This is a genomic window from Kitasatospora sp. UYEF31, assembly GCF_057291755.1.
Genome location: NZ_JBXAWK010000006.1, coordinates 136240 through 157701, shown reverse-complemented (window position 1 = coordinate 157701; position 21462 = coordinate 136240). Strand labels below are relative to the sequence as shown.

Sequence of the window (21462 nt, the reverse complement as noted above, 5' to 3'; positions counted from 1 at the left end):
GAGTCCCGCCGGGCCGAGCCGGGGAAACTGATACACCACAGCGACCACGGCTGCCAATATACGGCCATCAAGCTGACGAACAGGCTTGCTGCGGACGGGATTTCGGCGTCCATGGGAACAGTCGGTGATTCATTCGACAACGCCCTCGCCGAGAACATGTGGTCGGTGATCAAGGCCGAGTGCGCGGACCGGGAGTTCGCCACCCGGGCCGAGGCCGACCAGGCGCTGTTCGTCTACATCGACGGGTTCTATAACACCCGGCGCATCCAGAAGAGGCTGGACTGGCTCAGCCCCGATGAGTTCGAGGCCCGGTACTGGGCCGAGCGGGCGACGGCTGATCAGGTGAACTCGAAACCAGGTCAGACCCCGCTGACCAGGCAATCAGCACTTCCCGCTTAGCGGGGGAGCCTCAGGTGACCGTGCCGTCCGAGGCGACCAGTTCCGTCGGGGTGCCGACCAGGTCGGTCACGATCGCCCGGAAGCGGGCGTCAATCTCCTGCTGCGGCGCGTCGGCCAGGGGCTGCCTGTGCTCGGCCTGGGGCACCTGGTGCTCAGTCTGGGCCAGCGGACGATGCGTGCCCGGGGCGTAGTCCCACGTAACAACATCACCGCCAACAGAGATCTGCTCAGCCAGCCGGGTCCCGTCCCAGCTGAAGCGGACCTGCCCGGTGACCGTCGCCCCGTCGGGCGCGAGACGCCGCTTGGCCGTACGACGTCCCAGCGGGTCATACCGGTAGCGCCACACCGTCCCGTCCGGCAGCGTCGCCGAAGTCATCCGGTCGTCGGCATCCCAGGTGTACCGCCACTTCTTCGACCCCCCTGACAGCAGCTTGACGGTCTTGTCGACCAACCGTCCCTGGGCGTCGTGGACATAACGGGTCCGGCCCGCGCGGCGGATCAGCGTGCCGGTGAACTCCCGCTCCACGTCTGCTGATTCACTGCCGGGCACCTCCGCTGAAGTGAGGTTGCCCAGCGCGTCGTAGGCGTAACGCTCGCTCCACCCGTCCGCGTCCACCGCGGCGATCTGCCCAGCCGGGTCCAGTGCGAACGTGCGGCTCCCGAAGCAGTCATCCTCGATACCGGTCAGCTGACCGTCCGGATCCCAGGTGTAGTCGCGGCGGTGCGTACGGCGGGTGTCTGTGGCCAGCTCGATGCGCGGCAACAGACCGGTGGTTCGGCCGGTGGCGGCCAGCGACTGTCCGGTCGGGCGGTGCTCGGCATCCCAGGTCTGTTCCAGGACGGTGGCCGGACCCAGACGCCGCTGGGTCTCCCGACCAGCCGCGTCGTAACCGAACTCCAGGACTCCGCCGCCGGTGTCCAGGCTGACGGGGCGTCCGTTCGCGTCATAGGTCCAGGTGCTCGCGCGGCCGGTCGGGGTGGTGCGTTCCGTCTGCCGTCCCAGTACGTCGTACTGGTAGGCGACGGTGCTGCCGTCCACCGCTTCCGCCAGGAGCCGGCCCAACGGGTCGTAGTCGGACTCCACAGAGGCATCAGTGCCGACGGCACGAGTCAGGCGTCCGGCTGCGTCGTACCCGTACTGCGTCTCCCGCTCTGTCCCGGGGTGTGCCTGGACGAGGGTGCGTCCCATAGCGTCGCGGGTGTATTCGACCCGCTGCCCGGCACCGTTGGTGCGGGCGGTCAGGTGCCCGGCGGCGTCCGTCTCGTAGCCGAGGGTCCGGCCGTTGAAGTCGGTCTCACCGGTCAGGTGCCCGGCCGGGTCGTATGCATAAGTCCACGTCCGGCCGGTCGGGCCGGTCACCCCGGTCAGCCGCAGTTCGGTGTCGTACGCGAAGGAATACCGGGACCCGTCCGGGCCGGTACGGGCAGCGAGCCGGTCGAATCCGGTGTAGGCGAACTCGGCGGCACCTCCGGCCGGGCCCTGATGGCGAATCAGGTTTCCCTCGCCGTCCCAGCGCCATTCCTCCCGCATTCCGGTCGGGGTCTGCCGCCAGGCCGGTTTGCCTTCGACAGTCCAGCCGTTCCGGGTGATGCCACCGACCGGATCAGTCACCTCGATGGGGCGCCCGAACCCGTCACGCCGGAGACGGGTAGCGGATCCGGAAGGATCGACGGCCCTGACGGGCAGCCCGGCCGAATCACAGGTGATCGTACGGATACTCCCCAAGGCGTCAGTGATCTGAGCCGGGCGCCCGAGACCGTCATAGCTGTACTCGGTGCGGACACCCGCCGGGTCAACCGTCGCGGTGCGGTTGCCGACCTCGTCGTATTCGTACCGCCACACCGTCCCGTCCGGGCCGGTCAGTTGCCACGGCAGACAGCGGTCGTCCCACACCACCGCCACGCCCGTCCCATCGGGATGGACGATCTCGGTCGGGTTCCCCCACTCATCATGGGTAATCGCGGTGACGTTTCCCAGTGGGTCAGTCTGGGCGATGAGCCGGTTGTACGGATCCCACTTTTTGACCACCGCGTTGCCCGCCGGGTCGGTGATCCGGACGATCTGACTGGCCTCGTTGTAGTGATACACCGTCACCTGTCCGAGGGAGTCGGTGACTTCGGTGACGCGCTGTTCGGTGTCGTAGTGGAAGGACGCGTTCAGGAAGTCGCCTGTGCCGTAGCCGCGGACGCACCGTCCCGCCTCGTCGTATACGAAGTGGTAGTCCAGACCGTTGCGGTCGGTCCACGAGGTCATCCGGTGTGTGTGGTCGTACGTGAACCGCATCGCCCGGCCGGAGGAGTTGACGACCTCGGCCAGGTTTCCCAGCGGATCATGCGCATAGCGCACCAGTTCCGTGTCCGTACCGACTACGGACTCATGGGTGACCGGGTCGGTGTCACACAGCCGTACGGCAGTGATCCAGCCGCGTTCGGTGGTGTCCACCGTCAGAGTCCGGCCGTCGTACCGGTGCACCCGTCGCAGGCGGCCTCGCGCGTCCCAGTCGAGTTCGACGCGTCGGCCCGCCCGGTCCTGGACGGCGCGCAGCGGGATCCGGCCACTACGGGTCGGCGGGGTTCCGGCGGGCAGCGTGAACTCCCACGCCTGCCCGGCCCGCGGGTCGGCGATCACAAACGCCCCGCCGGGCCTGCCGTCCCACACCAGTGGCCACCGGGGGCCGGCGATCGGCAGGACGCGGACACCCGGCTCGGGGATCGGATAGTGCAGGACCAGCCCCTCGGCGGTGGTGAACACCACCTCCGCGGAACCGAGTTCGAGGTGCTGGTCCCATGTGGACGCCCAGGACGGGCCGAAAAGGCGGCCGGCGCGGGGCACCACCGGCCGCGCCGAAGGCCAGGTCTGCCAGCGTGACAGGCCGTCCGGTCACGACATCCGTGAACCCCGCGCCGCCCGCGCCCACCGTCATCCGGCCAGGGAGCGAGGACAGCATGGTAGGCAGCTTCCGCACCGCCGGGGAGGCCGCCAGCCGGGTGGGAAGCACCGTGGGGAGCTTTCCGGCGAGGACCGGGACACCCGCCCCGAACGCGCCGCCGACGCACCCGACCGCTGCGGTCTTCGCCAGATGCTCGGGGGAGATGTCGAGGCCCTGCTGTCCACCCATGGAGATCATCACCGGCTGGGCGACAGCCAGGTCCAGGGTCACGGCGAAGACCGCACCGACGATGCCGCCGGCCAGGATGGTGGCCGCCGCGGCGGCACCCGCCGCCTTCAGGTTGGTCTTGGCGTCCTCGACTTTGTCCGCCAGCTCGTGCAGCGCCTTGGCCTGGGCCCGGCAGTCGGCAGCCGTGCCGGGCAGCCACCCGGCGCCGAACTGCCGGCCGACCTTGTCGTTGCCCCACGGCTCACCGATCCGGTGCAGGGCGGTGCGCAGGGTGTCGGCTGCCTCACGGAAGCGGGTGGCCTGGACTGCGAACAACGGAGCGGCGGCGGTGAACTGCTCCGGGTGGATCGTGAACCCGTCACCTGCTGTGCCTGCGGTCACCGCACGCCTCCTGGATCGATCACTGGCTGACACAGGTCACCCTACGTTGAGTGATTGCCCGTCAGGCAGGCCGGGGGTCCGCGCGAAAGGTCACAGCGGACGCACCGTCAGCAAGGTTCATCTGGTGCGAAATCTTGTGAATTTCCGCAGCAGGCCAGCCCCGTACGGAAGACCGAAGACTGACGGGCGGTTCACCATCGGAATTCCGATGGTGAACCGCCCGTCAAGGTCAACGGATTCACGTACGGCGGCACTTACCGCTTGACGCACACCTCCGCGTCGCAACGCACCTCAGTCGGGTCCAGGCCGACCGGCAGCGCGTCGCTCAGGCCGTCGGAACCGCCGAAGACGGCGCTGGTGGCCGTCTCCCCGCCCAGCACGGCAGCGGCCAGGATCATCGCCCCGGCCGTCCACGCGGTGCGCTCCTCGGGCCAGATCGCATCGTCCTCGAAGACGTAGCCGGTCCAGTACATGCCGTCGTCGGCCCGCAGCTTCTGGATCCAACGCAGGATTTCCACGGCCTTGTCGGACTCGCCCAACGCCCACAGGGCGATGGCGAGTTCGGAGGACTCGGCGCCGGTCACCCACGGGCGGTCGGACACACAGCGGCAGCCCAGGCCCTCGACCACGAAGGTGTCCCAGTGTTCCTTGATCCGCTGGTCGGCGGCGGGGCCGCGCAGCACGGTGCCCAGGACCGGGTAGTACCAGTCCATCGAGTAGCGGTCCTTGTCCAGGAACCGCTCCGGGTGGGACAGGATCGCGTGGCCGAGCAGTCCGGCCGCCAACTCCCAGTCGGGCTGCGGCTCGCCGAGGTCGTCGGCGACCGCGAGGGCGCAGCGCAGCGCCTGGTAGATGCTGGACGAGCCGGTGAGCAGCGCGTCGTCACCCGGGGTGTTGCCGTCGGCGTCGCGCTTCCAGCGGATCTGTCCGCCCGGGGCCTGCAGGTCGAGGATGAACTGCATGGCCGCCTGGAGGGTGGGCCACATGCGGGCGAGGAACTCCTCGTCACCGGTGATCAGGTGGTGGTGCCACAGGCCGACGGCGATGTACGCGGTGAAGTTGGCTTCTTTGTTGAAGTCGGTGACTTCGCCGTCGACGTAGGCGGAGTACCAGGAGCCGTCCGGGTTCTGATTGTCCGCCAGCCACTGGTAGGCACGCCGGGCCTCGTCATGACGGCCCGCCAGGTCGAGGGCCATGGCGGCTTCGGTGTGGTCCCACGGGTCGAGGTGGCCGCCGGTGAACCACGGGATGGCTCCGTCGGCGCACTGGACGGCGGCGATGCCGTCGATGGTCTGCCGGACCTGTTCGACCGTCAGGACGCCTTCGAGTGCGAGGCGTTCGAGGTCTTCATCGGCTGATTGTCCGCGTCGGCTCATTTGCCACCGCCCTGCGGCTTGGTCGCGCTTTTGCCGGTGCTCGGCTTGGCCGCGGGTTTTTCCGTACGCGACTTCGGCACGGCGGTGTCCGTGCGCAGGTTCGTCGCTGCGGTGTCCGTGTGCGGCCCCGTCTCGACTGCGCCTGTGCGCGCCTTGGTCGCGTAGACGACCAGGCTCTTGCCGATGAGCGGGTTGAGGGCCTTTTCGGCGAGCCGCGTGGCGAGGGGCTTCTTCATGATGTCCCAGACCAGGATCTGGTGGTACGCGCGGACCGGCAGCACTTTGTCGTTGTCCACGCCGAACGCGCACTTGAGCCACCAGTACGGCGAGTGCAGCGCGTGGGTGTAGTGCTGGCCGTACGGGGCGAGACCGGCTTCCTCGATGCGCTCGATGAGCTGTTCGCCCTTGTAGATGCGGATGTGGCCGCCTTCGACCTCGTGGTACGCGTCCGACAGCGCCCAGCAGATCTTCTCGGGGCCGTAGCGCGGCACCGTCATGGCTGCCATGCCGCCGGGCTTGAGGACCCGGGCGATCTCGGCGAGTACGCCTTTGTCGTCCGGGATGTGCTCGAGCACCTCAGAAATGATGACCTTGTCGAAGTGGTCGTCGGGGAACGGCAGTGCGAGTGCGTCGCCGACCATCGCTTCGGCCTTGGCGCCGGCGGGGGCCTCGCCGGCCTCCCGCATCGCGGCGAACAGGGCGGCGACCCCGGCGATGTCCTTCTCGTTCTGGTCGAGGGCGACTACGTCGGCGCCGCGCCGGTAGGCCTCGAAGGCGTGCCGACCGCCGCCGCAGCCGAGGTCGAGGACCCGGTCACCGGCGGCAAGGGGGAAGCGGGCGAAATCCACGGTGAGCAAGTCGGCGACTCCGTCTCGTACGAATTGGACTTAAGAATGGTGGTTCAGGCAGCAGCGACTTCAGGCACAACAGTTTCAGCTCCGGGGCTGCCAAGCCCGGGGCGCAGCCGGGCCCAGTGCAGTCGGGCCCAGTGCAGTCAGGCCCAGCGTCGGGCTCTACCGGCTTTATCGGCTCTACTTGCCTTATCGGCCTTATCGGCCTTATCGGCCTTACCGGCCCTACCGGCCTTGCGGTGTCCGGCTGCCTCGATCGCGGCCCGGTAGCGCGCGACGGTCTCGATAGCGGCGTTCCGCCAGGTGAACCTGGCCAGCACACGTTCGCGTCCGGCGACGCCGAGCCTGAGCCGCAGTTCCGGGTCCCCGAGCAGGCGGTCGAGGGCCGCGCGGAGTGCTTCGGAGTCCCCTGGTGGGACGGCCAGGCAGGTCTCCCCGTCCGGTCCGGCCACCTCGGGGATGGCTCCGCCGGTGGTGGCGACGAGCGCTGTGCCGCACGCCATGGCCTCGGCGGCGGGCAGTGAGAAGCCTTCGTACAGCGACGGTACGCAGGCCACTTCGGCGCTGCGGATGAGATCGACCAAGTCGGCGTCGGAGATGCCGGACACGAAGCGGATGCGGTCCCGTACGCCCAGGTCCTCGATCGCCGTCAGCACCGGACCGCCGCCCTTGGGTCGGCCTACGACGACCAGTTCCAGGTCGGGACGGTCGATGCTGAGCTTGGCGACCGCTTCGACCAGGTGGATGAGGCCCTTCAGCGGTACGTCCGCGCTCGAGGTCGTGACGATGCGCCCGGGGATCTTGGCGATCTCGTCGGACGGGTTGAAGAGGTCGGTGTTCGCGCCGATGGGCACCACGTGGACACGTGACGGTGAGACGCCGAGGTGCTGGATGATCTCGGCTTTTGAGGAGTCGGAGACGGTGACGACCTCGTGGAGGCGGGCGGCGACGCGCTTCTGCATGGTGGTGAAGCCGTACCAGCGGTGCTTGCTGAACTTCTGCAGCGGCGTCCGCGCCTGCTTGATCTCCAGGGCACGGTCGACGGTCACCGGGTGGTGGATCGTGGTGACCAGCGGGAACCCGAGCTTTTCGAAGGCGAGCTGGCCGTACCCGAGGGTCTGGTTGTCGTGGACGACGTCGTACTCGCCCGGCCGTGCGCGCAGGAAGCGGGCGGCGCGCAGCGAGTAGGTCAGCGGTTCGGGGAAGCCGCCGGTGAGCATGCCGCCGACTTCGAGGACGTTGATCCAGTCGCGGTAGGAGTCGAGGTTCTTCGGGACGGTGAACGGGTCGGGCTCGCCGTAGAGGTCCAGACTGGGCAGTTCGGTGAGGGTGACGCCTTCGTCGACGACGGCGTACGGGGGTCCTGAGATGACTTCGACGCTGTGGCCGAGTTTGACCAGTTCGCGGGAGAGGTGGCGGACGTAGACGCCCTGTCCTCCGCAGTAGGGGTCGCCCCGGTAGGCGAGCAGTGCTATTCGCAGCGGGGTGTCGGATCCGCCGGATGCGGCATCCGCCGTGGTGCTCGCGGTGCCTGCGGTACGGCGTGTCACGAATGGCCCCCTTCGATGCTCCTCGCGGAGCATAGTGGTCGCGTAATCTAGAACGGGTTTCAGTCCTGGCCTGTCGTTCCACCCGTTGGACATTGAAAGATACCGCCGGGTCCGGCGGACGACTGCGCAGAGGTGACCCGTGCCACAAGGGCCGTTCCAATATGGGGGCTCAGGAAAAGACGGGGCGGCGACAGCCGGGCCCCGCCAGTCAGGACGGGCGGCTTCGATGACCACACAGATGAGAACGGCGGCCCCACCGTTGACCGAGCGGCAGGAGGCGCGCCGCAGGAGGATCCTCCGGGCCACCACCCAGCTGGCCGCGCGCGGCGGCTACGAGTCGGTGCAGATGCGGGAGGTCGCCGAGCTGTCCGAGGTGGCCCTGGGCACGCTGTACCGCTACTTCCCGTCCAAGGTGCATCTGCTCGTCGCCACGATGTACGACCAACTCGAACAGTTGGGCGGCCAGCTGCACCGGCGTCCGCCGCGTGGGGGCTCGCCGCGGGAGCGGGTGGTGGAGACGCTACTGCGGTCCTTCCAGGGGTTGCAGCGGGAGCCGAACCTCACCGACGCGATGATGCGGGCCCTGCAGTTCGCCGACCGTTCGGTGGGCGACGAGGTGGACGCCGTGAGCAGGATCACCACCGGGATGCTGATGGAGGCCATGACCGGGCACCGGGACGCCGAGCCGGACGCCGGGGACGAGGCGGTGATCCGGGTGATCACGCACACCTGGCACTCGTCGCTGATCTCGTGGCTGAACGGGCGGGCGTCGATCGCGCAGGTGCGGTCGGACATCGAGACGGTGGCGCGGCTGATCCCGGACGAGTAGGGCGGGCCTGGCGGCGCACGCCACGCCGGGCGGGCAACGCCGAGCGGGCAACGCCGGGGCCGCTGAACTCGCCAGGTCGCGTCGATCGTGCTCGGAATGCTGTCCCGGCAAGGGAATTCCACTGCATTCCGAGCACGATCGACGTCACAGGAGGCGGCGGCGGAGCCGCCTACTCCGGCGGGAACAGCACTTCCCCGCTGTCGACGTCCGTGATGCTGATCGCCTCCGCCGGGCAGTTCTCCGCGGCTTCGAACACCGGGTCGGACGGGTCGATCACTTCACGGCACGGGTGCGCCTGCCGGGCGCTGTCCAGCCGGAAGTCGTCCGGGGCCGCGCCGATGCACATGCCCGAACCGATACAGACGGTGCGGTCGACCTCGACCTGCCAGCGCTTGGCCATCGTGTTGCCACCTTCTTTGACATGATCGGTCGTACGGGATCGGTTGCTGTTAATCCACTGCTGGTCCACCGCTGAGCCACCGCTGAGCCACCGCTGGTCCACCGCTGATCCACTGCCGGTCCGCCGCGTCGGTCATGTACAAAACTCCCCTCAACGATCTCCAGAGGGGCTTTTTGTACATGCCCGACGCAGCAGGTTCCAGCAGGATTCAGTTGTCAGGCCTGCGGGGCCTGGTAGTCCTTCGGCAGCGCGATGGACTTCTGCTCGACGTAGGAGCTGAGGCCCTCGATGCCGAACTCGCGGCCGATGCCGGAGTTCTTGAACCCGCCGAAGGGTGCGTTGAAGTCCAGGCCGAAAGTGTTGACCGAGTAGGTGCCGGTGCGGACCTGGCGGGCCACGTCGATGCCGCGCTCGATGTCGTTCGTCCACACCGAACCCGACAGGCCGAACTCCGAGTCGTTCGCGATCCTGATCGCGTCCGCCTCGGTGTCGTACGGGAGCAGGCAGACCACGGGGCCGAAGACTTCCTCCTGGGCGATGCGCATGGAGTTCTCCACGTCACCGAACAGCGTCGGCTCGACGTACCAGCCCTTGTCGAGGTGCGCGGGGCGCCCGCCGCCGATGAGGAGCTTGGCACCCTCGTCCGTGGCGATCTTGATGTAGTCGAACGAGCGCTGCTGCTGCTTCTTGGTGACCAGCGGGCCGACCTGCGTCTCCGGGTCCATCGGGTCGCCGACCTTGAGTTCGGACACCCACGTGACGATGCGCTCGGAGATCTCGGTGTAGCGGCTGCGCGGGACCAGGATGCGGGTCTGCGCGACACACGCCTGGCCGTTGTTCATGTACGCGTTGGGCATCAGCGTGGTGACCGTGTGCTCGAGGTCCGCGTCCTCGAGGATGATCGCCGCGGACTTGCCGCCGAGCTCCAGGGTGACCCGGGTCAGGTTCGCCGCGGCCGTCTCCATGATCTTCTTGCCGGCGGCGACGGACCCGGTGAAGGCGACCTTGTCGATGCCCGGGTGCCCGACGAGGTACGAGCTGACCTCACGGTCGGCCGGAACGATGTTCAGCACACCGGCGGGCAGCCCGGCCTCCTGGCAGATCTCCGCCAGGATGTACGAGTCGAGCGGCGTCTCCGGGGAGGGCTTGAGCACCACGGTGCAGCCGGCTGCGAACGCGTTGCCGAGCTTGGCCGCGGTGACGAACTGGGGCACGTTCCACGGCACGACCGCGGCGACGACGCCGACGGGCTCACGGCGGATCAGCACGGGGTTGAGGACACCGGCGCGGCGCTCCTCCCACGGGAACGCGCGGGCCACGTTGACCGCGGTGTCGTAGATCATGCCGGCGCCCATGGACTGGGCGAAGATGCCCCACGAGTGCGGCGAGCCGTTCTGCGAGCCGATCACCCGGGCGAGTTCGTCGTAGCGGGCCATGATGCCGTCTTTGATCTTCTCGACGACCGTCAGGCGCTCTTCGAGGGTCATCCGCGGCCACGGGCCGTCGTCGAAGGCCTCGCGGGCCGCCGCGACGGCGCGGTCCACGTCTTCGGCCGAGGCGTGCGGCACCCGGCCGATGACCTCTTCGGTGTGCGGGGAGACGACCTCGATCACGTCTTTACCGGCGGGCTCCACCAGGCTCCCGCCGATGAACAGCCGGTCGTACACCTTGACATCCGTCATCGCGACTCTCCTCTATCGACTCTACCGACGGGGTCGTGGAGGCCCCGGCCACAGTCCCGGTCAGCCCACGCCGCCGACACCTTAAACAAGAACAGGTTTCAGTTCAAAGACAGCAGCGCAACCATGCGCCCACACTGATGAGACTGGAGTCTCACGCCATTCTGACGCAACGTCAATAGCCACGGGAGTACGTACATCAGCTCTCAGACCGGGACGGAAGGCGCAGGTCAGTCGATCATCACCGGTGAGCTGTTCCACTCTCGACCGATGATCGCTACAACCTGTTCTAACGTGTAAGCGCGCTGACGGGCCCGACAGACGACGGAGGCCGGCGGCAGACGGGAAGGCAGAACCAACATGACCCAGACCGACGCCGCGGCGCCGACCACCGTCGACCACGGGCGGGGCGTACGCAGCATCGCCGTGCCCATTCCGGACAACCCCCTGGGCAACACGCTGGTGTACGTCCTCGAATCCGACGCCGGACCGGTCCTGGTGGACACCGGTTGGGACGACCCGGTTTCGTACGAAGCGCTGTGCCGCGGACTTGACGTCCTCGGCACATCGATCAGCGACGTGCACGGCATGCTCATCACCCACGCCCACCCCGACCACCACGGACTGTCCGCACAGGTGCGCGACGCGTGCGGCGGCTGGATCGCCATGCACCCGGCGGACATCGCGCACATCAAGCAGATGACCACGGCCCCGCGCACCGCGTGGATGGACCACCACATCAACGCCCTGCGCGTCGCCGGAGCCCCGGACCACGCGGTGGAAGAGCTGCGCGGCATGCGCGAGCTCAAGCTCAGCTCCCGGCCCACGGGGCCGCGGTTCGCGATCCCGGACCGCGAGCTGAACCACGGCGAGCGCGCACCGGTCCCGGGCCGCCGGGTCACGTCCGTGTGGACCCCCGGGCACACCCCTGGACACGTGTGCCTCTACCTGGAGGACGACCAGCGCCTGCTGTCCGGCGACCACCTGCTGCCGAGCATCACGCCGCACATCGGCTTGTACGACGAGACCCCGGAAGCCGACCCGCTCGGTGACTTCCTCGCCTCGCTGGCGGCCATCGCCGCGATGCCGGTCAGCGGGGTCCTGCCGGCCCACCAGTATCCGTTCGCCGACCACGCGAAGCGGGTCGCGGAGATCACCGCCGTGCACGAGACACGGCTGACCGTTCTGCGCGCCCGCCTGGCCGAGACGCCGCTGACGTTGTGGGAGATCGCGGTGGGCATGGACTGGAACCGCCCGTGGGAACGGCTGAACGCGCAGAACCGGCTGATCGCGCTGAGCGAGGCCGGGGCGCACCTGCGACTCCTGGTCCTGCGAGGACAAGTTGAAACCAACTCAGGAAACGACCCGGCCCACTACGTTGCGTGTTGATCCAACTACCGTTTGCACCTCTTGTTCCGTGGAGGGGAAGTCATCGTGTCGCCGGGCCCCGGATGCACCACAACCGGATCAACATCGACATCGAAGACGGCCTGAATCTGCGCGGGTTCACCGAATACGGACGGTCCACTTCGGCGGACCGGACCGCGCGACGGGCTCCTACCGAATGCTGCGCACCTGGGCGTTCGGCGGGAAGTTCCAGCTGCCTGAGCCCTTCGGATTCGAGATCGACTCCGCAGAGTGGGAACCTTGGGACGGCTGATCACCCGTACCCCGCCCGCGTGGTCGATCGGCTGACCGTCACCAGTCCGCTGATCGTCCCGTCGAAAGGCCCCCGGATGCCCCCGCTCCCCCGCCGGTCCACTGTGCTCCTCGGGGCGGCGCTGCTCCTGGGAGCGCCCCTGGCGGCCCCGGCTGTCGCGCTTCCGCCGTCACCCAACCCGCCCGCCCCGGGCATCCCCGCACCGCCCACGAACACTCCGTCCACGAACACTCCGCCCACGAACACTCCGTCCGCCAACACCCCACCCACGAACACCCCGCCGAACGGCCCCGTGCTGTCCGCCCCGGGGCAGGCCCCGGTAGCCGCCGCGCCCGTCCCCGGCCTGTACGGAACCAGCGCCCCGGCCACCGACGGTGTCCGGCGCCAGTCCCTCACCCTCCTGGCCCTGGCCGCCGCGAACGCCCGACCCGCGCCGCAGGCGCTGGACTGGCTGACCGCGCAGCAGTGCGCGGACGGCGCCTGGACGGCCTTCCGGTCCGACACCGCCGCCCCGTGCGACCCGGCACGGGGCGACGTCCAGGCGACCGCGCTGGCGGTCCAGGCGCTGCACTCCGTCGGCTCGTACGGCAAGCAGGTCGCCGACGGCACGGACTGGCTGCGCAAGCGGCAGCTGCCCGACGGTTCGTTCGGCGACGCGTCCACGACCGCGGTGGCGGTCACCGCGTTCGCCGCGACGGGGATCGATCCGGAGTCTGTGCGCTCGGCCCAGAACCACAGTCCGTACGACGCCCTGACGGCGCTCCAGCTCGGCTGCGGCGCACCGGAAACGGACCGCGGCGCGTTCCGGTCCGGGGAGAACCCGGACGTCCAGGCCTCCGCCTGGGCCGCCCTGGCCGCAGCGCGGTCCGGAGCGAAAGTGACCGCCGTTCCTCCGGTCGCGGTCACGCCGCTGCTCTGCCCACCGGCACCCCCGGCGCCCCCAGCGGACAAGAACCCGTCCGTCAGCACCGTGCTGGCGTCCCCGCCCGCCCCGCGCGAACTGGCCGCCCAGGCCGCGGTGGCCTGGCTGGTCCAGCGGGTCGCCGGGGACAAGCCCCTGCCCGGCACTCCGGCCGGGGACGCGCTGACCGTGCTGGCGCTGACCGCCACCGGACATCCGGCCGAAGCCCTGAAGGTGTCCGACCGGCTGGCCGTCGGCGCGAAGGCGCTGCCCGACGACTCCGCCCAGCTGGCGCTGGTCTCGCTGGCCGCATCCGCCGTCGGCCGCTCCCCCGCGTCCTTCGGTGGCGCCGACCTGCTGTCGCGGCTGGAGTCCGGCGGCCCCAGGGCCGCTGACATGCCCGTCCCGCAGGTGGTCCACACCGGCGCCACCAGCGACGACCACAGCACCCGCGACACGGTGTTCGGCGTCCTCGGGGTGCTGCTCGTCGCCGCGGTGGTGCTGGGCATGCGCGGCCGGAAGTCCGAAAAGTAGCAACACGCGCGGCAGGATTCACCGCGTCGGTCAGGTACAAAAGTCCCCTGTGGAGGTCGTTAAGGGGAATTTTGTACCTGACCGACGCGGCAGAAGCACGGGACCTACAGCCGCTGCAGAATCGTCCCCACCGCCATCCCGCCCCCCGCGCACATCGCGATCAGCGCGAACTCGGCATCCGTACGCTCCAGTTCGTGCAACGCCGACACGATCAGCCGGGCCCCGGTGGCACCCACCGGGTGCCCCAGCGAGATCGCCCCGCCGTTGACGTTGACCCGGGACAGGTCAGCGTCGAAGTGCTTCGCCCAGGCCAGGACCACCGCGGCGAAAGCCTCGTTGACCTCGATAACGTCCATGTCGGCCAGGCTCATCCCGGACCGGCCCAGGACCGCCTTGGTCGCCTCCACCGAACCGTCGAGCTGCAACCGGGGGTCCGTACCGACCATCGCCTGCGCCACGACCCTGGCGCGCGGGCACATGCCGAGCGCCTTGACGGCCCTCCTGGACCCCCACAGCACCGCGGCTGCACCGTCGGACAGCTGCGACGTGTTGCCCGCCGTGTGGATGCCGCCGGGCCTGATCGGCTTGAGGGCTCCGAGGGCTTCGATCGAGGTTTCCCGTACGCCCTCGTCTTCTTCGACCCGACGGTGGTCACCGTCCGGGTCTTCGGTGACCGGTGCCCGGACCCCGAAGGTCTCCCGCTTGAACCGCTGATTGTTGACCGCCTGCAGGGCCCGCTCCTGGGAGAGCAGTCCGTAGCCGTCGGCGGCGTCCCGGCTGATGCCGTACTTGCGGGCGATGCGGTCCGCCGCCTCCACCTGACCGGGCAGGTCGATGTCCCAGGCCGGCGGGTAGTGGCTGCCCAGGCCCGCTCCGGCGGAGCCCAGCGGGACCCGGCTCATCGATTCGACGCCGGCCGCGATGCCGAAGTCGATGCTCTTGCCCGCGATCAGACCGGCGACCAGGTGCCCGGCCTGCTGGCCGGAGCCGCACTGCGCGTCGACGGTGGTCGCCGCGACGTCGTACGGGAGGTCGGCGGCGAGCCAGGCGGTGCGTGCGATGTTTCCGCGCTGCTCCCCGGCCTGGGTGACACAGCCGGCGACGACCTGTTCGATCATGTCGGGGCGGGTACCGCTGCACGCGAGGACCTCCCGGTACGTCTGGCCGAGCAGTTCTGCGGGGTGGACGGTGGACAGTGCGCCCCCGCGCTTGCCCATGGGGGTGCGTACCGCGTCGACGATGACGGGCTCAGCCATGGCTGTTCCTTTCCTCGCGGGCGGATTCCGCAGCGCCGGGCATTCCGAGTCGTTCGGATATCCGGCCACCATCTCCGCCCCGGTAGCTTTCTAATCGCCACCGGCGCGGGGCACAACGTTTCCTATGTCACACCGGGATTTGAGCAAAACGGCGGTATAGGACAGGTTTTTGCCCGACTAATCCCGTACGGACGATGACATTTCCGACAACTACCGCCTCCCGCCTCAAGGGTCCCTCGTATTATTATTTCTGATAGGTCATCAGAAATACGCGAACCCCTTCCTGGCTCTTTCTGAAATGGCCCGGAATGGGTTCGACGGCTGTACGGAATTCCCTGCGGCCGAAGTCGACTCAGCTTGGACGCTGACTCAACCTGGACGCCGGGTCAGTGCGGAAGTCGCGTTGTCGTCGGGGCTGACTCAGTGCCGACGGCCGGTCAGCACCGGTTCGGCCGCGAGCTCTTCGGCCTCCGCGTCAGTGAACACCCGCGAGCGGATGAGGAACCGGAACCCGGTCGGCGACTCGACGGAGAATCCGCCGCCCCGGCCGGGCACCCGGTCGACCGTCAGGTGCGTGTGCTGCCAGTAGCCGTACTGCGCCGCGGAGATGTAGAACGGCGTCCCGGCAACGTCACCCAGGTAGACATCACTGCCGCCCACCTTGAACTCGTCCCGCGGGTAGCACATCGGTGACGATCCGTCACAACAGCCGCCGGACTGGTGGAACAGCAAAGGACCGTGCTGTTCCGCGAGTTCGGCCAGCAGACCGGCGGCATCGCCGGTGATCGCGACCTTCTCCAGCATGATGACTCCAGACGATGGGTTCTGGAACAAACCGAGCTTCTTCGGGCTGTAACTGACTAGCGGGCTCTTCGTCCCATGGTGGAACAGGAGCAACTCCCGCGCCAACCCGCGGCAGCAGCGGAGGGCGCCCTCCGCTGTGCCCGACCGGCCCGGGACCGGTCCGGTCAGGACCGTTCGTAGTGCCACCCGTTGCCGCTCGCGGGCCCCACGTTGTGCTGGATCCCGCTCGGATCGCTGATGGTGAAGAACGACGGGTCCAGCGTCCCGCAGAAGCCACCGGTGGAGCGGCCCTGGTCCACTGGCGCCGGGCCGAGGTTGATCCGGCTCCCGCCAGCGGTCACCGACACCACCTTGGCCACGTTCTCGCAGTGCCCCGTTGCGCTCGACTCACTGACCAGACGGACGATCCCGGACCGGGAGATGTCCACCTTGTCCGGCTGACCGATGTTGTACTGGGCCTTGATGGCCCAGGAGCCGACAAAGCCCGACGGGGCCACGTCCCCGGCGGACGAGCCGCCGCCGGTCGGACCGGAGGCACCCGTACCGGTACCCGAGCTTCCACCCGCACTCGTGCCCGGGCCGCCGCCGGCCGAGCTCGAACCGCCGCCGGCGCCGCCGCCGCCGGAACCTCCATTATTGGAATTTCCGGCACTGCCGCCGCCGCTTGTCGGACCGGAACCGCCCGTACTGGTGCCTGAGCCGCCGCTGACCGAGCTCGAGCCACCGCCGGCACTACTGCCGCCACTGGAACCTCCGCCGTGGGAGCCCCCGGTGCTGCTGCCTCCACCCGGGGAGCCGGAGCCGCCCAAAGACGTCCCCCCGTCGGCGGCGGAACCCTGCGCGCCACCACCGTTCGAGCCCGAACCGCCGCCGCCCTGTGCAGCCTTCCCGTCCTGTCCGTTTTCGCCGTCCTGCCCCTTGCCGCCGGGGCTCGGCGGGCTCGGCGGGCTCGGCGCGCCCTGCGGTGCTGAACTACCCAGCACGGAAGGGGAGTTGCTGATACTAGGAGTCGCGGAACTGCTAGGCGCCAAGGACGCCGCCTGCGGCCCGCCACTGCCTAACAGGTGGAACAGCGCCACCGTGCCGCCGCCGATCGCGAGCACGGCGACGACCGCCACGGCGATGGTCCAGGACCGCCGCCCCCGCCGCTCGGTCTCGGAGGTACCGCCCACGGCCACCGCACCGACCGCCGGCGCGGCGGACACCGCTTTCTCGCCCAGCCTGACCGTCTGCTCGCCAGACACAGCTTTCTCGCCCGGCCCGACCGCCGCCGCGGCGAACGCGGCCTTCTCGCCCAGCCTGACCGTCTGCTCGCCAGACTCGGCCTTCTCGCCCGGCCCGACCGGCTGCCGGTCGAGGCGCTCGCGGCCGGCCTCCGCCTCCACCTCGGGCACCACCTCGGGCACCACCTCGGGCACCACCTCGGGCACCACCTCGGGCACCGCCTCGGGCACCGCCTCCGCGTCGAGCAGCCACGCCGCCTGGCGCGCGAGGTGCGCCACAACCCCGGGCGGCAGCCACACCCCGCCGGCCGCCGTCGGCCGGATCCGGTCCGGGTCCTCCAACAGCTCGTCCACGCTGGCCCGTTCGTCGACGCCCTTGGTCAGACAGCGGCTGATGAGTGCACGCAGGGCCTCGTCCCCCACCTGCTCCAGGTCCGGCTCGGCCTCCACGATCTGGAACATCACCGCGTGCTGATTGTCGGCACCGTGCCCGAAGGGCAGCTCGCCGGTCGCCGCGTACATCAGGACGCAGCCAAACGTGAACACATCGCTCTTCGCCCCCGCGCGCTGCCCGCGGACCTGCTCGGGCGACATGAATCCGGGCGAGCCGACGATCATGCCGGTGCTGGTCAGCAGCGACTCGACTGAAGTCCGCAGAGCCCGCGCGATGCCGAAGTCGATAACGCGAGTTCCCTCGACGGTCAGCATCACGTTCGACGGCTTGAGGTCGCGGTGCACGATCCCGGCCGCGTGGATGTCCTTGAGTGCGTGCAACAGCCCGTCAGCGAGGGAGTGCACGGAGTCCACGGGCAAGGGGCCGTGCCGCCGTACGACCTGCTCGAGCGACAGTCCGGGAACGTACCCCGTCGCCACCCAGGGCCGTTCGGCCTCGGGGTCCGCGCCGAGGACGGGCGCGGTGTAGCGCTCGTCGACGCGCCGGGCGGCGTCGATCTCGCGGCGGAAGCGGGCACGGAACCGCACGTCCGAGACGTGTTCCTCGTGCACGACCTTCACGGCGACCGTACGCCCGCCTTCGGACCGGGCGAGGAACACCCGCCCCATGCCGCCGGCGCCGAGCCGCCCGAGCAGCAGGTATGGTCCGATCCGCCTCGGGTCACCGGCCGCGAGCGGTTTTATGCCGCCGCCGGTGTTGTCGTCACCCTGGTCATCGCCCATGGCACTGCTCATACTGCCCGGTCCCCCGATTTTGCCCTGTGGCCGGCCAGCTGACTCCAGTCGGCCGAAATCGGGCTCAGGATAAGGCTGTTGACGTTTAAGGTGAAGGGGACATCCGGACGGTACGGTTGGGTTCCGGACCCCGAAGGACCCGCAGGACGGCAGGTCCTGCGGCGGTGAACCGTTCCGCCGTGGGAGATTCCGTTCGGCGTCCGCTCCGGCGACCGGGCACGACGCAAGGCGCCTGACAGGTGCGATCCCCGGCCAGGCGCCTCCTTTCGGGCGTCTAGAAGAAGCCCAGCTTCCTCGGGCTGTAACTCACGAGCAGGTTCTTGGTCTGCTGGTAGTGCTCCAGCATCATCTTGTGGTTCTCCCGGCCGATGCCGGACGCCTTGTAACCACCGAAGGCCGCGTGCGCGGGGTAAGCGTGGTAGCAGTTGGTCCACACCCGGCCGGCCTTGATGCCCCGGCCCATGCGGTAGGCCCGTGCGGCGTCCCGCGTCCACAGGCCGGCGCCCAGGCCGTACAGCGTGTCGTTCGCGAGCCGCAGCGCTTCGGCTTCGTCGGAGAACGTGGTCACCGCGACGACGGGGCCGAAGATCTCCTCCTGGAAGATCCGCATGGAGTTGTCGCCCTTGAAGATGGTGGGCTCGACGTAGTAGCCCTCCTCGTAGCCCTCGACCGTCTTGCGCGCGCCGCCGGTCAGGACTTCGGCGCCCTCCTGCCGGCCGATGTCGAGGTACGACAGGATCTTCTCCAGTTGGTCGTTCGACGCCTGCGCGCCGATCATCGTCGCCGGGTCGAGCGGGTTGCCCTGGATGATGGCCCGCGTACGTTCCAGCGCCTTCTCCATGAACCGCTCGTAGATCGACTCCTGGATGAGTGCGCGTGACGGACACGTGCACACCTCACCCTGGTTGAGCGCGAACATCACAAAGCCCTCGACGGCCTTGTCGAAGAAGTCGTCGTCCGCGTCGCACACGTCGGCGAAGAAGATGTTCGGGCTCTTGCCGCCGAGTTCCAGTGTCACAGGGATGATGTTCTCGCTGGCGTACTGCATGATCAGGCGGCCGGTCGTCGTCTCGCCGGTGAAGGCGACCTTGGCGATGCGGTTGCTGGACGCCAGGGGCTTGCCCGCCTCGAAGCCGAAGCCGTTGACGACGTTGACCACGCCCGGCGGCAGCAGGTCGGAGATCAGGTCCATGAGTACGAGGATGCTGACGGGTGTCTGCTCGGCGGGCTTGAGGACCACGCAGTTCCCGGCCGCGAGCGCGGGGGCGAGCTTCCAAGTCGCCATCAGGATCGGGAAGTTCCACGGGATGATCTGCGCGACGACGCCCAGCGGCTCGTGGAAGTGGTACGCCACGGTGTCGGCGTCGATCTGTCCGATCGACCCCTCCTGCGCGCGGATCGCACCGGCGAAGTAGCGGAAGTGGTCGACGGCCAGCGGCAGGTCGGCGGCCAGGGTCTCGCGGACGGGTTTGCCGTTCTCCCACGTCTCGGCGACGGCGAGCTTTTCGAGGTTCTCCTCGATGCGGTCGGCTATCCGCAGGAGGATGTTCGACCGCTCGGTGGGGCTTGTGTTCCCCCACGCCTCGGCGGCCGCGTGCGCGGCGTCGAGGGCGAGTTCGACGTCCTCGGCGGTGGAGCGGGCCACTTCGCAGAACGGCTGTCCGGTGACCGGGGTGATGTTGTCGAAGTAGCGGCCCTGCACCGGCGCGACCCACTTGCCGCCGATGAAGTTGTCGTAGCGGGCTTCGAAGCTGATGACGCTTCCGGACTCGCCCGGACGGCTGTAGACCACGATGGTTCCCCTCGCCATAAGTGATTCACGCACGCGGATCCGCGCCCGCTGTCAGTGGACGGTGATTCTTCGGCGCTCACTCCGCACGCTAGTACCAGTGGCGCAGGTCACACCAGGGGCTGAAGTCGGACAGGACCACGATTTCAGGTCGCGGCCAACACCTCGGGACAGTCGACGCCGTGGTCCCAACGGGCCAGGGCCCGGCGGTCGAGGAGGACGACGTCGTTCTGGTGCGCGAGCGCACGGGCTTTCGCGGTGAACGAGCCTGCGGTCGCGGCCAGGACGCGGCGCGCCTCGGGGCCGGTGTCGGCGATGAAGCGTTCGACGACTGCGCCGGACACGGGGATGGCGGCCGTCGTGCAGCAGCGCAGGACCACCGGGCGGTCGTCCTGCCCGGTGGCGGTGATGTCGGCGGCGTACGCGTCGGCCGGCAGAGTGGAGGTACGGACCTGCCCCAGACCGTCCCGACGGCAGAGCCCCGCGAGGTGCCCGGCGAGCCGGGCGGGGTCCATCCGGCCCAGGCGCAGGCCGGTGGCCCGCAGTGCGTGGTCGGTGTCCTGCGGGTTCCGGTCAGGTCGTCGCGTACGGGTCCACAACGCGGCACCGAGCAGCAGCGGGGTGGCGAGGAGGGCCACCGACAACGCCGGGTGCTGCGCGGCGTCGAGGAGGTGGAGCCAGAGCCAGCCGCCGAGTGCGGCGGTTTCGGCGACGGTGAGCACTATGAGCAGGCGACGGCGGGACGGGGCCGCTTCCGCGCCGTCCCGGCCGGCCTGTTTTCGCAGCGCGTTCTTCTGTGTTGCCGTCATGACTGCGGTCTCCCCTGGCGTCGACGACGTCGGTCCTGTCCGTGTCGTGCTGCCCGTCGGGTACGGCGTGCACACCGTTTTCTGACTTTGTGTCACCTGTGGAGTGCGGCGCATACCGGCGCACGGGTGCCGCGCATGCTCCCCCGTCGTGCGTTCGGTTTCAAGAGCTTTCCGAGGGCCTGTTCGAATCGCGGGCGGCGACTGGGTACGGTCGAATGGAGCGGATCCGCGTTCGCCGTGGTTCCAAGACTGTTTCCGGGAAGAGGACTCTCCATGGATGTGACCGTTGCCGATGTGCCGGACAAGAGCCGGTACGAAGCCCACCTCGACGGGACCCTCGCGGGCGTTGTCGAGTACCTGTCGGTGGGCGACGTCGTAGCACTGGTGCACACGGAGGTGCGGCCGGAGTTCGACGGGCGCGGGGTCGGCGGGGCGCTGGCGAAGGGCTCGCTGGACGATCTGCGGGCGCGGGGCTTGAAGGTCCTTCCGACCTGTCCGTACATCGCGGGGTGGATCGACCGGCATCCGGAGTACAAGGACCTGGTGATCGAACTGCCGGAGGAGACCGAGGGCGGCTGAGGCTCTGACCGCCCCGCTCCGCCGCCCCGTGCGCTGCTGCCCGGGTCGGCGTTTCCCCACCCGACTGTGGTCCCGTGGGGCACAGTCGCTTCCCGGCCCGCCGTGGCCCCGTGCGGCAGGGCCCGGGGCCACGAC

The 21462-nt window shown here is 69.2% G+C and carries 17 protein-coding genes and 1 pseudogene; 6 read left to right on the top strand and 12 right to left on the bottom strand.

Going from position 1 to position 21462, the window contains the following annotated elements; genetic code table 11:
• Both AC0Z36_RS05150 and AC0Z36_RS05145 read left to right on the top strand, forming a co-directional pair.
• Positions 1-157 (top strand): annotated as a pseudogene (locus AC0Z36_RS05150) (IS3 family transposase); the annotation flags it as partial.
• On the top strand, positions 157-399 hold the full coding sequence (locus AC0Z36_RS05145) for an IS3 family transposase (protein ID WP_485461474.1): 243 nt from the start codon (positions 157-159) through the stop codon (positions 397-399). The pseudogene AC0Z36_RS05150 and the gene AC0Z36_RS05145, both read left to right, overlap by 1 nt.
• Before the next feature lie 10 nt (positions 400-409).
• On the opposite strand, the gene AC0Z36_RS05140 is transcribed toward AC0Z36_RS05145, so the two are convergent.
• The 5 genes from AC0Z36_RS05140 to AC0Z36_RS05120 all read right to left on the bottom strand — a co-directional run bounded on the left by AC0Z36_RS05140 (position 410) and on the right by AC0Z36_RS05120 (position 7709).
• Positions 410-2746, bottom strand: coding sequence for a hypothetical protein (locus AC0Z36_RS05140; protein ID WP_485461473.1), 2337 nt, complete (start codon positions 2744-2746; stop codon positions 410-412).
• A 211-nt stretch (positions 2747-2957) separates the two neighbouring features.
• Complete coding sequence (locus tag AC0Z36_RS05135) at positions 2958-3899, bottom strand: hypothetical protein (protein ID WP_485461466.1); 942 nt, start codon at positions 3897-3899, stop codon at positions 2958-2960.
• Positions 3900-4153: 254 nt separating this feature from the next.
• Complete coding sequence (locus AC0Z36_RS05130; RefSeq protein WP_485461465.1) at positions 4154-5275, bottom strand: glucosidase family protein; 1122 nt, start codon at positions 5273-5275, stop codon at positions 4154-4156.
• Positions 5272-6132 carry a class I SAM-dependent methyltransferase gene (locus tag AC0Z36_RS05125; RefSeq protein WP_485461464.1) on the bottom strand — a complete coding sequence of 287 codons (861 nt, stop codon included), beginning with the start codon at positions 6130-6132 and terminating at the stop codon, positions 5272-5274. The genes AC0Z36_RS05130 and AC0Z36_RS05125 overlap by 4 nt, the downstream gene beginning before the upstream one ends.
• A 137-nt stretch (positions 6133-6269) precedes the next feature.
• Positions 6270-7709, bottom strand: coding sequence for a glycosyltransferase family 4 protein (locus tag AC0Z36_RS05120; RefSeq protein ID WP_485461463.1), 1440 nt, complete (start codon positions 7707-7709; stop codon positions 6270-6272).
• A 193-nt stretch (positions 7710-7902) separates the two neighbouring features.
• Here AC0Z36_RS05120 and AC0Z36_RS05115 point away from each other — a divergent pair, with 193 nt between their 5' ends.
• Positions 7903-8505 carry a TetR family transcriptional regulator gene (locus AC0Z36_RS05115; protein ID WP_485461462.1) on the top strand — a complete coding sequence of 201 codons (603 nt, stop codon included), beginning with the start codon at positions 7903-7905 and terminating at the stop codon, positions 8503-8505.
• 169 nt (positions 8506-8674) lie between these two features.
• Here AC0Z36_RS05115 and AC0Z36_RS05110 read toward each other — a convergent pair whose 3' ends face one another.
• Both AC0Z36_RS05110 and AC0Z36_RS05105 read right to left on the bottom strand, forming a co-directional pair.
• Positions 8675-8905, bottom strand: a complete 231-nt coding sequence (locus AC0Z36_RS05110; protein ID WP_485461461.1) for a ferredoxin — start codon at positions 8903-8905, stop codon at positions 8675-8677.
• Between the two features lie 215 nt (positions 8906-9120).
• Positions 9121-10587, bottom strand: a complete 1467-nt coding sequence (locus AC0Z36_RS05105) for an aldehyde dehydrogenase (protein ID WP_485461460.1) — start codon at positions 10585-10587, stop codon at positions 9121-9123.
• A gap of 357 nt (positions 10588-10944) precedes the next feature.
• Here AC0Z36_RS05105 and AC0Z36_RS05100 point away from each other — a divergent pair, with 357 nt between their 5' ends.
• Positions 10945-11973: an MBL fold metallo-hydrolase gene (locus tag AC0Z36_RS05100; RefSeq protein ID WP_485461459.1), complete on the top strand. Its 1029-nt coding sequence runs from the start codon at positions 10945-10947 to the stop codon at positions 11971-11973.
• A 290-nt stretch (positions 11974-12263) separates the two neighbouring features.
• Entirely contained in the window at positions 12264-13679 is a 1416-nt protein-coding gene (locus AC0Z36_RS05095; protein ID WP_485461458.1) for a hypothetical protein, read from the top strand.
• A gap of 104 nt (positions 13680-13783) precedes the next feature.
• Here the strand turns inward: AC0Z36_RS05095 and AC0Z36_RS05090 are convergent, their stop codons facing one another.
• The 5 genes from AC0Z36_RS05090 to AC0Z36_RS05070 form a co-directional block, all read right to left on the bottom strand.
• Complete coding sequence (locus AC0Z36_RS05090) at positions 13784-14935, bottom strand: steroid 3-ketoacyl-CoA thiolase (protein WP_485461457.1); 1152 nt, start codon at positions 14933-14935, stop codon at positions 13784-13786.
• Between the two features lie 420 nt (positions 14936-15355).
• Positions 15356-15739, bottom strand: a complete 384-nt coding sequence (locus AC0Z36_RS05085; RefSeq protein ID WP_485461456.1) for a DUF779 domain-containing protein — start codon at positions 15737-15739, stop codon at positions 15356-15358.
• 164 nt (positions 15740-15903) lie between these two features.
• A complete protein-coding gene (locus AC0Z36_RS05080; protein WP_485461455.1) occupies positions 15904-18150 on the bottom strand; it encodes a serine/threonine-protein kinase in 2247 nt (748 codons plus the stop codon).
• Between the two features lie 274 nt (positions 18151-18424).
• Positions 18425-19960, bottom strand: a complete 1536-nt coding sequence (gene adh / locus AC0Z36_RS05075) for an aldehyde dehydrogenase (RefSeq protein ID WP_485461454.1) — start codon at positions 19958-19960, stop codon at positions 18425-18427.
• Positions 19961-20085: 125 nt separating this feature from the next.
• Positions 20086-20748, bottom strand: a complete 663-nt coding sequence (locus AC0Z36_RS05070; RefSeq protein ID WP_485461453.1) for a restriction endonuclease — start codon at positions 20746-20748, stop codon at positions 20086-20088.
• Between the two features lie 273 nt (positions 20749-21021).
• Between AC0Z36_RS05070 and AC0Z36_RS05065 the strand changes: the two genes are divergently transcribed.
• Complete coding sequence (locus AC0Z36_RS05065) at positions 21022-21327, top strand: GNAT family N-acetyltransferase (protein ID WP_485461452.1); 306 nt, start codon at positions 21022-21024, stop codon at positions 21325-21327.
• Positions 21328-21462: the final 135 nt, after the last annotated feature.

Coding starts and splice junctions, on each gene's coding strand:
- AC0Z36_RS05145 (WP_485461474.1), top strand. CDS start 157: ATGTGGTCGGTGATCAAGGCCGAGTGCGCGGACCGGGAGTTCGCCACC.
- AC0Z36_RS05130 (WP_485461465.1), bottom strand. CDS start 5,275: ATGAGCCGACGCGGACAATCAGCCGATGAAGACCTCGAACGCCTCGCA.
- AC0Z36_RS05120 (WP_485461463.1), bottom strand. CDS start 7,709: ATGCTCCGCGAGGAGCATCGAAGGGGGCCATTCGTGACACGCCGTACC.
- AC0Z36_RS05115 (WP_485461462.1), top strand. CDS start 7,903: ATGACCACACAGATGAGAACGGCGGCCCCACCGTTGACCGAGCGGCAG.
- AC0Z36_RS05110 (WP_485461461.1), bottom strand. CDS start 8,905: ATGGCCAAGCGCTGGCAGGTCGAGGTCGACCGCACCGTCTGTATCGGT.
- AC0Z36_RS05105 (WP_485461460.1), bottom strand. CDS start 10,587: ATGACGGATGTCAAGGTGTACGACCGGCTGTTCATCGGCGGGAGCCTG.
- AC0Z36_RS05100 (WP_485461459.1), top strand. CDS start 10,945: ATGACCCAGACCGACGCCGCGGCGCCGACCACCGTCGACCACGGGCGG.
- AC0Z36_RS05090 (WP_485461457.1), bottom strand. CDS start 14,935: ATGGCTGAGCCCGTCATCGTCGACGCGGTACGCACCCCCATGGGCAAG.
- AC0Z36_RS05085 (WP_485461456.1), bottom strand. CDS start 15,739: ATGCTGGAGAAGGTCGCGATCACCGGCGATGCCGCCGGTCTGCTGGCC.
- AC0Z36_RS05080 (WP_485461455.1), bottom strand. CDS start 18,150: ATGAGCAGTGCCATGGGCGATGACCAGGGTGACGACAACACCGGCGGC.
- adh (WP_485461454.1), bottom strand. CDS start 19,960: ATGGCGAGGGGAACCATCGTGGTCTACAGCCGTCCGGGCGAGTCCGGA.
- AC0Z36_RS05070 (WP_485461453.1), bottom strand. CDS start 20,748: ATGACGGCAACACAGAAGAACGCGCTGCGAAAACAGGCCGGCCGGGAC.
- AC0Z36_RS05065 (WP_485461452.1), top strand. CDS start 21,022: ATGGATGTGACCGTTGCCGATGTGCCGGACAAGAGCCGGTACGAAGCC.